The 12262-nt window shown below is 59.3% G+C and carries 14 protein-coding genes; 12 read left to right on the top strand and 2 right to left on the bottom strand.

Going from position 1 to position 12262, the window contains the following annotated elements; genetic code table 11:
- Positions 1-72 precede the first annotated feature (72 nt).
- Together ABIN98_RS11155 and ABIN98_RS11160 are read left to right on the top strand one after the other, a co-directional pair.
- Positions 73-510, top strand: coding sequence for a cytoplasmic protein (locus tag ABIN98_RS11155; protein ID WP_346909974.1), 438 nt, complete (start codon positions 73-75; stop codon positions 508-510).
- A gap of 3 nt (positions 511-513) precedes the next feature.
- Positions 514-1182 carry a ribonuclease T gene (locus tag ABIN98_RS11160; protein WP_346909975.1) on the top strand — a complete coding sequence of 223 codons (669 nt, stop codon included), beginning with the start codon at positions 514-516 and terminating at the stop codon, positions 1180-1182.
- A 24-nt stretch (positions 1183-1206) separates the two neighbouring features.
- Here the strand turns inward: ABIN98_RS11160 and ABIN98_RS11165 are convergent, their stop codons facing one another.
- Positions 1207-1464 (bottom strand): hypothetical protein, encoded by a 258-nt coding sequence (locus tag ABIN98_RS11165; protein ID WP_346909977.1) that lies wholly within the window; start codon positions 1462-1464, stop codon positions 1207-1209.
- A 208-nt stretch (positions 1465-1672) separates the two neighbouring features.
- Between ABIN98_RS11165 and ABIN98_RS11170 the strand changes: the two genes are divergently transcribed.
- Positions 1673-2320: a glutathione S-transferase N-terminal domain-containing protein gene (locus ABIN98_RS11170; protein ID WP_346909978.1), complete on the top strand. Its 648-nt coding sequence runs from the start codon at positions 1673-1675 to the stop codon at positions 2318-2320.
- A 99-nt stretch (positions 2321-2419) separates the two neighbouring features.
- Here ABIN98_RS11170 and ABIN98_RS11175 read toward each other — a convergent pair whose 3' ends face one another.
- Positions 2420-3097 (bottom strand): outer membrane protein, encoded by a 678-nt coding sequence (locus tag ABIN98_RS11175; RefSeq protein ID WP_346909980.1) that lies wholly within the window; start codon positions 3095-3097, stop codon positions 2420-2422.
- Positions 3098-3453: 356 nt separating this feature from the next.
- On the opposite strand from ABIN98_RS11175, the gene ABIN98_RS11180 reads away from it, so the two are divergent.
- The 9 genes from ABIN98_RS11180 (at position 3454) to ABIN98_RS11220 (ending at position 12130) form a co-directional block, all read left to right on the top strand.
- On the top strand, positions 3454-4476 hold the full coding sequence (locus tag ABIN98_RS11180; protein ID WP_346909981.1) for a calcium/sodium antiporter: 1023 nt from the start codon (positions 3454-3456) through the stop codon (positions 4474-4476).
- A gap of 78 nt (positions 4477-4554) precedes the next feature.
- Positions 4555-5316 carry an SDR family oxidoreductase gene (locus tag ABIN98_RS11185; RefSeq protein ID WP_346909983.1) on the top strand — a complete coding sequence of 254 codons (762 nt, stop codon included), beginning with the start codon at positions 4555-4557 and terminating at the stop codon, positions 5314-5316.
- Positions 5317-5389: 73 nt separating this feature from the next.
- Entirely contained in the window at positions 5390-7384 is a 1995-nt protein-coding gene (uvrC, locus tag ABIN98_RS11190) for an excinuclease ABC subunit UvrC (protein ID WP_346909985.1), read from the top strand.
- A gap of 122 nt (positions 7385-7506) precedes the next feature.
- The gene (locus ABIN98_RS11195) at positions 7507-9072 is read left to right on the top strand and encodes a sulfotransferase (RefSeq protein WP_346909987.1); all 1566 of its coding nucleotides are present in this window, start codon (positions 7507-7509) and stop codon (positions 9070-9072) included.
- Between the two features lie 198 nt (positions 9073-9270).
- A complete protein-coding gene (locus tag ABIN98_RS11200) occupies positions 9271-10233 on the top strand; it encodes an endonuclease/exonuclease/phosphatase family protein (protein WP_346909989.1) in 963 nt (320 codons plus the stop codon).
- Between the two features lie 104 nt (positions 10234-10337).
- Positions 10338-10625, top strand: coding sequence for an HlyU family transcriptional regulator (locus tag ABIN98_RS11205; RefSeq protein ID WP_346909991.1), 288 nt, complete (start codon positions 10338-10340; stop codon positions 10623-10625).
- A 164-nt stretch (positions 10626-10789) separates the two neighbouring features.
- On the top strand, positions 10790-11362 hold the full coding sequence (gene pgsA, locus ABIN98_RS11210; RefSeq protein WP_346909993.1) for a CDP-diacylglycerol--glycerol-3-phosphate 3-phosphatidyltransferase: 573 nt from the start codon (positions 10790-10792) through the stop codon (positions 11360-11362).
- 51 nt (positions 11363-11413) lie between these two features.
- Positions 11414-11665 carry a molybdopterin converting factor subunit 1 gene (gene moaD, locus ABIN98_RS11215; protein ID WP_346909995.1) on the top strand — a complete coding sequence of 84 codons (252 nt, stop codon included), beginning with the start codon at positions 11414-11416 and terminating at the stop codon, positions 11663-11665.
- Between the two features lie 3 nt (positions 11666-11668).
- Positions 11669-12130: a molybdenum cofactor biosynthesis protein MoaE gene (locus tag ABIN98_RS11220; RefSeq protein ID WP_346909997.1), complete on the top strand. Its 462-nt coding sequence runs from the start codon at positions 11669-11671 to the stop codon at positions 12128-12130.
- Positions 12131-12262 lie beyond the last annotated feature (132 nt).

The raw sequence follows: 12262 nt of genomic DNA on the forward strand, positions 1-12262 counted from the left end.
GAACGGCTTGACCTTGCGGGCCTAGTCCACCATCGTCTTTCCCATTGATTTGCTCCCCCCTGGAGGTTCGCCGTGTTTTTGCTCCGGAAATTCAGTCTCGCCCTTACGATGGCCGCCGCTTTTTATGCAAGCGGTGCCGCGGCCGAGAACCGCGCCTATTTTTCCTTCCACAAGGACCCGAGATTGCCTGACTGCACGGCCGCTTCGGTGCAGAGCGCGGTTGCAGGCACATTGGCGCGGGCCCAAGTGGACTATGCGGGCGGTCGGACGATCACCGGAATTACAAAAATTCGGGAGACCCGTTACCAGGTCAACGGCGTGAGCCCGCTCGCCCGCCGCTATTGCCGGGGAACGGCCAGCCTGAGCGACGGCAGCGTGCGCGCTGTTCATTACCTGGTAGAGGAAAACGCCGGCTTCGTCGGGGTCAGCTGGAATGTCGAAGCCTGCTTGGCGCCGCTCGACAAATGGCGTGTCTACGGCGCGTATTGCAGCACCACCCGCCCGCGCTGATTCATGATGGCTTTCCCTGTCCGTTCCCTGCGGACACTTGTCCTGGCCTTTCTCCTGACGCTTGGCACCTGCCTGCCGTCCAGGGCCGGGGGAACGCCAGGCGATTTCGACTATTACGTCCTGAGCCTGTCCTGGTCGCCGACTTACTGCCGGTCGGCCGGACGCAATGCAGATCCGCTGCAGTGCAACGCGTCCCGGCCGCATCGTTTCATCGTTCACGGACTGTGGCCGCAATACGAACGCGGCTGGCCGGACTTCTGCCGGAGCAATACAAGAGAACCCGGCCGGCACACCGTCTCCGGAATTCTCGACATCATGCCGAGCCGCAGCCTTGCACGGCATCAGTGGCGCAAGCACGGAACCTGTTCCGGTCTCAGTCCTGAAGATTATTTCGACCTGACCCGGCGGGCGTTCGAAAAGGTCAGAATTCCCGCTGCCTTCAACACGATCGACCGGTCCGGCAAAATCGCCCCCGACGCCGTAGAGAAGGCATTCCGTCTGGCGAATCCCGGCCTGCATGACGCCGCCATGGCCGTCACCTGCACCAGCGGCCGGCTCAAGGAAGTACAAATCTGCCTGAACAAGGATCTCAGCTTCCGCTCATGCCGGGCCGTCGACCGGTCTGGTTGCCGGTCCAATCGGCTGACCGTCGATCCGCCTTTGCGGAACTGATCAGGCGAAGCGAAACGCTTAGAATTAGATCGGGGTAAGTGCGTTTTTCACGACCTGCTTGAGCGGGCCGAGCGCGTCGAGCAATGGTTGTTCGAGGCCGATTTCATGACCGCTGCTGACGGTCTGCACCGCGGTCCGGTATTCGGCAAGGGGCTTGTCGAGGAATTCCGGGCGCATCCCGTCAAAGATCGGCGCACCATAACCATGGAAGAAAAAGGCGACCAGCAGGGTTTCCGCAACCCCGCGTGAAAACAGCTTTCTGCTTGCTTGAGTAGAAAACACGGTCCTGCCCGCCTCGCCTGTGACCGCGAGAAACTACAAGTCGCCCATTAACATCCCTTAATGGGAATGATTACAATTCTCACAAAACTCCGAACGTCGCGGAATTCCGGCGTTTCCGGGCAAAGAATTTTTGCAAAGTTTGTGTCCGAGGGGCTTGTCCCGAGCGGGTTGCTATGCACATTTGACGAGCCTTTCAAAGGAGCCCTTCATGCTTGTTCTTCTTTCCTCTCCGGCCTCGCCTTTTGGCCGAAAAGTCAAAATCGCGGCATCCGTTCTCGGACTGCTTGACGAAATCAAGGTCGAAAACACCAGCACGACCAACCCGGAAGACAACCTGCGCAAGCAGAATCCGCTCGGCAAGATCCCGGCCCTGATCCTTCAGGACGGCTCCACCATGTACGACAGCCGGGTGATCATCGAATATCTCGATCATCTTGCCGGCGGAAACAGGATCATTCCGCAGGGCGAAGCGCGGTTTGCAGCCCTCCGCAATCAGGCGATGGCGGACGGCATGATGGATGCGGGCATCCTTCAGGTTTATGAAAAGCGCTTCCGTCCCGTCGAGTACCGCTTTCCCGACTGGCAGGCATACCAGGCACAAAAGGTCGAACGCGCACTGAAGGTGCTCGAAGATACGCCCCCGGCATCTGTCAGCGCACCGGAAGATCTCGATGTCGGGACCATCGCCATCGCCTGCGCGCTCGGTTACCTGGACCTGCGCTTCAACGGCGACTGGCGCGCGGCCTGTCCCCGACTCACTTCATGGATCGACGGCATCGAGCAGGCGGTCCCGATCTTTGCAAAGACCAGGTTGCCGGCACAACCGGTCGCCGAGGTCCCGGAACAATTGCGTTAGAGCATCGGGTGATGCTCCGAACCTGAATGAAACAAACCCCCGGTGCTTTCGCTCCGGGGGTTTTTGAATGTCGCGGCAATTCCCGACCGGTAATCCGGATCAGAATTTATAAGCTACGCCGGCACGGACCACGTTGTTGTCCAGGTCGGTCTTGTAGGTCGTACCGCCCAGGTTGAAGCTTTCCTTGCCGAAATTTTCATACGCATAGTCGAGACGCATGGTGACATGCTGCGACAATGCGGTTTCGACACCTGCACCAAGGGTCCAGCCGATCGCAGTGGTGCTGTCCTTATTGCCGCTGGCGTTGACATCCAGATCGGCAATCGCAAGGCCGCCGGTTCCGTAGATCAGGAACGTGTCGAAGGCGTAGCCAAGACGCCCGCGAACGGTCGAATTCCAGTCGGACCCGGTCTTGTAATTGATGCCGCCGACGGACGTACGGTCATTCAGATTGGTAAAATCGAATGTTCCTTCGAGACCCGCCAGAATGTTCGGCGTGACCATGAAGTTGTAGCCGCCGTAAAAGCCGCCCAGAACCCCGTTTGCGTCGTTGTCGAACTTGCCGGTCGGCGTGGACCGGGTCGTGAACGACCCCCAGCCCCAGCCAAGCTGTGCACCGGCATAGGGGCCGGTCCAGTCGAAACCGGAGATCGTGTCCGGGCTGACCGGATAGGCGGGAGCCGGATCCACCGGCTGCGGCAGATCTGCGGCAAAGGTCTGCGCCGAAAAAGCGGTAAGTACCGCAGCGGCGGCCGCCAGAGATGCAAAACCTTTCATGTGTCATTACTCCAACTGTACATGCCCCAAACGAAGTTCGGACAAGTCCAATGGACTGTCCCCAACCTCACCCATGACCTTGTATGGCGTCCCTTTGTGGCGGCACGAAAATGAATTTGAGGAAATTTCGTGACTAAAGCGCGACGGAATTCTGCTTGGTGAACAAAGCGTTAAAGGCACCCTGCGGGTACGAATCCGGAGTCTTGACATCTTGTCTTCGCTTGCGGCGAACCAATCTATTGCGTATCCGATGCGCATCTGCATGATGCGCCGGTATTTGGCTATTGATGAACACCCGACCCGCCCCATCCCTTTAACCCTGGCCCATTACCCCTGGCCCTGACCGGAACCCCTAAATGCTTTTTGATTATGTGAGCCTAGCAGGTGGTCTTGTTGCGTTGATCATCGCAGGTGACGTACTCGTCAGAGGCTCCGTAGGGGTGGCCCAACGGCTGGGAATTCCGAACCTGATCATCGGCTTGACCATTGTCGCCTTCGGCACGTCGGCGCCTGAACTGGTGATTTCGCTCAAGGCCGCCCTGGAGGGCGCCGACGGCATTGCAATCGGCAATGTTGTCGGTTCGAACATCGCCAACGTGCTTCTCGTGCTCGGCATGCCGGCCCTGATCGCCGCGACCCCCTGCGGCGAGGAGGGAGCGGTCAGAAACGCCCTGTTCATGGTCGCCGTATCGGGCGTATTCATCGTATTGTGCCTCTTTTCGCCTCTCGACATCCTGAGTGGCGGCATTCTGCTTGTCCTGCTCGCCCTGTTTCTCGGCGATTCCGCCCTCAGCACCTACCGCCACCGGAAGACGCTCAAGGACGCCGCGAACGGCGTGACTGCAGCCAACGGCACGGAAACCGACGAGGCGGAGGAAGATACCGATGATGGCCTGGAGGAAGTCGAAGGGGTTCCCGAATCCGTCGGCCTGGCCGGGGTCTATATCGTTCTCGGCCTCATCGGCCTGCCGCTCGGCGCCCACTTCACCATCGAAGGCGCGACGGCCATTGCCGAAGCCTGGGGGGTCAGCGACGCCGTCATCGCCCTGACCGTGATCGCGCTCGGCACTTCTCTTCCTGAACTGGCGACCACCGTCATGGCCGCGATCCGTCAGCACGGTGCCGTGGCCATCGGCAATGTGATCGGCTCCAACATCTTCAACCTTCTGGCGATCATCGGCATCACGACCGTCGTGGTTCCGCTCGATGTGCCGGCCGAAATCCTGCGGCTCGACATCTGGGTCATGCTGGCCTGCGCCATTCTCCTGCTCGGCCTCGCCGTCTACCGCGTCAACCTAAACAAGCTGGCCGGCCTGGCGCTAACTGCCGCTTATTGCGCCTATATTTTCGTGGTCTATACCTTCAGCATCACGAACTGAGGCAAACGTCAGCCTCAATTTTAGGACCGTGACCTAAGCAGCTTTCCTTTTTCCCAAAAGACAGGCAGGCTCCCCGTCATGGAAAATGCCCCGATCGCAGTCATCACCGGTGGGTCCAGCCGTATCGGCAGAGCCATGGCCGAAGACCTCGCCAGCCACGGCTGGAGCCTCGTTCTTCATGCCCACATCCATCCGGAAAAAGCAGACGAACTGGTGCGGGACATACGCTCCCGCGGCGGCCGGGCCGAGCTCCTGATTGCCGACCTGACCGACATCGCTGAGCTGAGGGGCTTCATGGCAGATGCCGCGAAGTCCTTCGGAAGCCCATCGGTTCTGATCAACAATGCCTCCATTTTCGAAGACGATGCCATCGGCGAGCTCGATCCGGCACGTTACGACGCGCATTTCAACATCCACACACGGGCGCCGGTGTTCCTTGCCGAGGACTTCGCGAAGCAATTGCCGGAAGGGCGCAACGGACTGATCGTCAACGTCATCGATCAGAGGGTTTGGAAACTCACGCCCCAGGCCTTTTCCTACACCCTGTCGAAGGCAGCACTCTGGACCGCGACGCAAACACTCGCCCAAGCTCTGGCGCCAGGGATCAGGGTCAATGCCATCGGTCCGGGCCCGAGCTTCAAGAACATCCGCCAGAGCGCGGAAGAATTCGACAAGCAATGGCGCTCCGTTCCCCTCGGCAAAGGCCCCGCGCCGGAAGACTTTGGCCGGACGGTCCGCTTCCTCTGGGAGAGTAGGTCGATCACGGGCCAGATGATCGCAATCGACGGCGGTCAGCATTTGGCCTGGGAAACAGACGACGTCATCGGTGTCGGCGAATAATCCTGACGGGATATGTCCGCATGGCGGGCGCTAATGGCTTTTCCGGACCGGCCAATCGTCTTACATAAGCGCCATGCAGGATGACACGGATCTTCCGACCGAACCGGAAGCACATACAACGGCAGATGACGGCGGACAGCCGCAAACCCAGCGCAAGGGCGTTGAGGTGATCTCCGATATCGTGAAACGGCTGCCCATGGGGCCGGGCGTTTACCGGATGATCGACGAAAATGGCGACGTGCTTTACGTCGGCAAGGCCCGCAGCCTCAAAAAGCGCGTCACCAGCTATACCCGCCTCCAGGGACAGTCGAACCGGATCATGCGCATGATCCTGTCAACGGCGGCCATGGAATTCGTCGTCACCCGGACGGAAGCCGAAGCGCTGCTTCTGGAAGCCAACCTGATCAAACGGTTGCGGCCGCGCTTCAACGTGCTCCTGCGCGACGACAAGTCGTTTCCCTATATCCTGATCACCGGCGACCACGAAGCACCGGCAATCATCAAGCATCGCGGCGCGCGCAAGCGCAAAGGCGATTATTTCGGCCCGTTCGCCTCCGCCGGCGCTGTGGATCGTACGATCAATGCCCTGCAGAAGGCCTTTTTGATCCGGAACTGTTCCGACAGCTATTATGAAAACCGCTCGCGTCCCTGCCTGCTCTACCAGATCAAGCGCTGCGCCGGCCCCTGTACCGGCGAGATCGCCCCGGAGGACTATGCCGGCCTTGTCGCCGAAGCCAAGGCCTTCCTTTCCGGCCGCAGCCAGCTGGTGAAACAGGATCTGGCCGAGCAGATGGAAAAGGCCTCCGAAACACTCGATTTCGAACGCGCCGCGATCTACCGGGACCGTCTGGCGGCTCTGTCCCACGTCCAGTCCCACCAGGGTATCAATCCCCACAACGTGGAGGAGGCGGACGTCTTCGCCGTCCATCAGGAAGGCGGACAGACCTGCGTGCAGGTGTTCTTCTTCCGGACCGGTCAGAACTGGGGCAACCGGGCCTACTTCCCCAAGGCCGACAAATCGCTGGACGAGGCGGCGGTTCTGGAGAGCTTCCTTGCCCAGTTCTACGACGACAAACCAGCCCCCCGGCAGGTCCTGCTCTCCCATGACCTTGCCGAGCGCGATCTTCTCGCCGAAGCGCTGAGCGAACGTATGAGCCGGAAGGTCGACGTTTCCGTTCCGAAGCGCGGCGAAAAGAAGGACCTTGTCGACCACGCGCTGACCAACGCCCGGGAAGCCCTCGGACGGCGCCTGGCGGAGACCTCCAGCCAGGCACGGCTGCTGAAGGGTGTGGCCGAGGCCTTCGACCTGGCCTTCCCGCCACGGCGGATCGAGGTTTACGACAACTCGCATATCATGGGCACGAATGCGGTCGGTGGCATGATCGTCGCGGGGATGGAAGGCTTTGCCAAGGCCCATTACCGCAAGTTCAATATCAAGTCGGAAGATCTCGTCCCCGGCGACGACTACGGCATGATGCGCGAAGTCCTGACCCGGCGGTTCTCCCGGCTGCTCAAGGAACACGAGCGCCAATTACCCGTGGCCGGAAACGAAACGGACATCGACGGCGAGACCGGCGATGAGAATGATGACACCCCCGCCGCTCCCGCGATGGAAATGCCCGCCTGGCCCGATCTGGTCCTGATCGATGGCGGTCAGGGGCAGCTGACCGCCGCGCGGGAGACGCTGGAAGGCCTCGGGATCACCGACGTCCCGCTGGTCGGCATCGCCAAGGGACCAGACCGGGATGCCGGCCGGGAAAAATTCTTCATCCCCGGCAGACAGTCGTTCATGCTGCCCGAGCGCGATCCGGTGCTCTACTTCGTTCAGCGCCTGCGCGACGAGGCACACCGCTTCGCCATCGGATCGCACCGGGCCCGACGCAAGAAGGACATTGCCAGGAACCCGCTCGACGATATCGCCGGCATCGGCCCGACCCGCAAACGCGCCTTGCTGCGCCATTTCGGCACCGCTAAGGCCGTCTCGAAGGCCGGCCTGGACGATCTGGTCGCCGTTCCCGGCATCTCCGAGGCAACGGCAAAACTCGTTTATGATCATTTCCATGAATAAGGCCGCCCCGTCCCCAGCCCCGTCCCTGGCCGTTTCTCAGAGACAGCCTTACTTTTAAGCCGAAGCGACGATATAAGGGGCCAAATTTGGGTCTCTATCCTTCAGATCAAAGAGTAACGAAAATGGCGAATGCCCTATTCCTCCGCGCAGCTGCCCTCATGGAAGAACGGCGCTACGAAGAAGCCGCACCTCTTCTTCTTGAATTGCATGCCGCGTATCCTCAGGAAGCGCGGATAAACTATCTCCTTGCCGTAATTTTCTATCACTACAAAGACTTAAACAGAGCCCAACAACATTTGATCGCAGCATCAAAAGTTGAATCGAAACAATATGAAATTTTCTCCCTGCTTTCTGAAATATACAGCAAATTAGGACGAAAAGAAAACGCCCTGGAAGCGGCGAGAAAAGCCGTTGGACTTAATAATACGTCCGATCACGCCCAAGCCGTACTCGGAGATGCTTACTACAACATGCAGAAGCCGGTTCTGGCCCGGCAGTCCTTCGAAAGAGCTCTGGAACTGAACCCGGATTTTACCACCGCTCTGGTGGGCCTGGCTCGCCTCGAAACGTCGTTGGGGGAAGGCGAACGGGCGCTGGAACTCCTCAAGAAAGCCTATGGCATCGCCCCCGATAACGCCTATGTTCTGGTGAATCTTGCCGAACAATCGGACCCTGAACTGCAGGCCGACGTGCTCGATCGCATTCTCAAGCAAGTGGATAACCCGGAAGCCAAAAATTCTCTGGAAGCGAATGCGTTACTGCATTTTGCTGCCGGAAAACTTTTCGAGAAAAAAGGCGATATCGAAACGGCATTCACGCACTACGAGAAGTACAAGACCGTCATGTACGCTCCCTATAGTATGGGTAAGCGGAAATGGCAGCTTGAGACGACCAAAGGGATGTTCAGCAAGGAATTCTTCGAACATCGGAAGGATTTCGGCCTCTCGTCCGACCGGCCGGTCTTCGTTGTCGGCATGCCCCGTTCCGGAACGACCCTTGTGGAGCAAATCATCGGTCGCCACCCGAAGGCGACCGGTGTCGGCGAGTTGAACTTTTTTGCCAGCCTTCTGACAGATATGTCGGGAGCAGACATTGTCACCCCGAGATTGTTTGCGCAGGCCATCGAAATGGACGCGAAACATGCCAAGCGCATTGGGCGCAAGTACTTGGCCGAGCTTGATCAATACGACAAGAAAGCAAGCCGTGTCGTCGACAAGATGCCACACAATTTCGAAATGCTCTGGCTGATTGCGCTGCTGTTTCCCAATGCGAAAGTCATCCATACGTATCGGGAGCCGGCCGACACCTGCACGTCAATCTATTCGACGCCGCTTGCCGCCCAGCACAACTATTGTCGCGATCTCGAAACGCTCGGACAATACTACGGCATATATGCCGAGATGATGGAACATTGGGACAAGGTTTTGCCCATCAAGATCCATCACCAGTCCTACGAAGCCTTAATCGCGGACCAGGAAACGGAAAGCCGGGCTCTGCTGGAGTATGTCGGCTTGCCGTGGGATCCGGTCTGCCTCGATTTCCAGTCCGGCGAGCGGCAGGTTATCACCTTCTCCAGCCAGCAGGTCAGGCAGCCGATCTACACCTCGTCAATGGGACGTTGGCGGAAGTACGGATCCCATATCCAACCGTTGCTCGAGGCGCTCGGAAAACACGCGCCGCAACAATAAAAACAGACCGGCCGCGCCCGTGGCCGGTACACCTCCCGCAGAGCATCACTCACAGGACAAGCGAAGCCGTCCATGCACCACACCCGTTTCCGGCGGCTGCGATCGCTGATCGGCTGGCTCAGCTTAACCGGGGGTATCACGGTCTGCCTCCTGGGGCTCTCCGCGTTTGCGGCACCCGGGTTTTGGGCAGCGGACAACATGAGCTTTTTCCTGCGCCAGTTTCTGGCGGCCGGATTGGCGGGCCTGCTCGGAGGACTTCTGGGCCTTACCGTTCCCCATCGCCGGCCCAGGCTCTACAAAACCTCTCTTGTGCTGCATGCCCTCTTGTTCGCCGTGCTTGCCGGCTCGACAGTCTGGAGAACCGTCGAGCACACGCGACCGCTCGCAACGCCTCAGCCGGGCGCGACAAGCCTTCGGGTCGTTGCAACCAATCTGGAGACCCTGTTTCTGGAAAACCGGACCCTCACCGACTTCCTGACGAAGGTGGAAGCCGACGTGATGGTGTTTGAGGAAACAGGCTGGTGGCTACAGAAACGTCACTGGAAGGCGCTTGGCCTTCCGGTCGGGGCGGCCGGAAAGCCGCCCTTTCCGGAACACCTTTTTGTCGGTTCCCTCGGCGATATCAGTGTTTATTCCAGGTTCCCGATCCTGGAGAGCAAATCCATCGTCGTCGAAGACCGGCCCGGCCAGCCGCGTCAGGACATTCGCGAGATCCTTGTCCTGAAACTCGATATCGACGGACGGACGGTCAATCTTGTCGCCGTCCATCCGTCAAGCCCCCGGACTGAGGTGCAATGGATCCGCAGGCAGACCTATCTGGAGCGGCTGGAGGCCGTTTTGAAGGACCTGCAGGCGCAATCGGGTACTGAGACCATCGTCATCGGCGACTGGAACCTGTCACCCTGGTCTGTTTATTTTTCGGACCTGTTCGGCCGACTGAACCTCCACACGGCCTTTGCCGATAGATACCCGCAAACAACCCGCTTCTTTTTCGACTATCGCCTGCACTGGATCCTTGGCGCTGTCGTCGATCATGTCGCCATAACGCCTGGGTTGCGGTTCGCCGACGTACAACTCGGACCCGATATCGGGTCGGATCATCTACCCCTGATAGCGGAGATCGTTCTGCTCGGCGACAAGACAGGCGAACCGGCAAATTAGATCGTAACGGGTTTGCGTCTTGAAGAAGAGACCCGATCAACGGTAAACCGGCACAACGCGAAGATGGCTCCTGCACTTCCGCACTTGATCTTAGGGGTATAGACATGATCGGAAAGTTCTTCAGCAAGCTGTTCGGCGGCGGCAGCGGACAGACACAGTCAGAAGACCACCCACCCGTTTTCTATAACGATTTCGAGATCATCAGCGAACCGCAGTTGGTCAACGGGCAATGGCAGATTACCGGACGGATCGAGAAGGAAACGGACGGTCAGCGCAAGGTCCACATCTTCATCCGCGCCGACATGCTGCCGAGCGAGGACGAAGCCGTCAGCCAGACCGTGCGCAAGGCCAAGCTCATGATCGACCAGCAGGGCGACAAGATCTTCAACTAGATCGGCGCCCCCTTCCCCGATCAACACCGCAAGCGGCATTTGTGAAATGAACGGGAGCCGCCCGTCGTTGACAGCCTACCACTGGCATGCTTGTGTCCGCGAAAAGCCGGATCGCCCTTGCTGAGTGGACCGACTTTCACCGTCAGATGATCCAAAATGGCCACATGAAAAAGAACGTTGCCCTGAGCCTGCCGAACATCCTCACCTATGGGCGTATCGTAGCGGTACCGGCCCTTGCGGGATGTCTTTATTTCGAGGGCCATACGCTTCGTTGGGTCGCTCTTGGATTGTTCATCCTTGCGGCCATATCCGATTTCTTCGACGGCTACCTGGCTCGCGCCTGGCAGCAGCAATCGGCTCTCGGCCGGATGCTCGATCCGATCGCCGACAAACTTCTGGTGTCCGTCTCGCTTCTCATGCTGGCGGCCGACGGAACCATCGACGACTGGTCGCTCATTCCAGCCATCATCATCCTGTGCCGGGAAATCCTGGTTTCCGGCCTGAGGGAGTTTCTCGCCGAACTGCAGGTCAGTGTTCCGGTCACCCGGCTGGCCAAGTGGAAAACGGCCGTGCAGCTCTTCGCCATCGCCCTTCTGCTGGCCGGTCCGGCCGGCGAAACCATCCTGCCCGGAACCACCCTTGCGGGCCTCACGGCGCTCTGGCTAGCGGCGATTTTGACCATATATACCGGTTACGACTACTTCCGCGCCGGCATCGGTCATCTCATTGACGAATAGGCCTGCGCCGGGATTAACTCCGGTCACAATGACCAGAAGGGACGGGACAACGTGCAAATCCGCTACTTCGCATGGGTGCGTGAGAAGGTGGGAATTGAAGAGGAAACCCTCGACCTTCCCGGCAACATCGGCACGGTAGCCGATCTGATCGCCTATCTGAAAACCATCGACGACAATCACGCCGCCGCCTTCGAAGAGGAAGACGCGATCCGTGTCGCCCTCGATCAGATGCATGTCGAAGCCGACGCCGACTTGGGTGCCGCGCGCGAAGTCGCCTTTTTCCCGCCCATGACGGGAGGATAGGCAATGGCCTGTGAACCGCTGATCCGGGTTCAGACGGAGGATTTCGATGCCGCCGCCGAGGCGGAACGGTTGACGGCGGGACGCAAGGATGTCGGCGCGCTGGTTTCCTTCACCGGTCTTTGCCGCGACGACGGCGGCAAACTGGCGGCGCTGGAGCTCGAGCATTATCCCGGCATGGCGGAAACCGAAATCGGCAGGATCGCCCTTGAGGCCTGCGACCGATGGCCGCTGACGGGGCTGACGGTGATCCATCGCTTCGGCAAGATCCCCGCCGGCGAGCAAATCGTCCTGGTCATCGCGGCATCCTCCCACCGGCGCGCTGCCTTCGAAGCCGCCGACTTTCTCATGGATTTCCTCAAGACCAGAGCGCCTTTCTGGAAAAAGGAACACCTGAAGTCGGGGGAAGCGGACACTTGGGTCGAAGCCACGAAATCTGACGATGCCGCAGCGGAGCGCTGGTCGTAATCCCTCGTTAATTCTACCGTACCGAGAAGTGGACATGGCTTACTTTACGGTGCGAAAACGCTTGACCCTACCGCAAATTGCCCTTTGATTACCCGCAGGCATGAGGCGGTCGCCGGTCATCTGAAACGAGCC

The organism is uncultured Roseibium sp. (assembly GCF_963675095.2).
In the GTDB taxonomy this organism is placed as follows: Bacteria; Pseudomonadota; Alphaproteobacteria; order Rhizobiales; family Stappiaceae; genus Roseibium.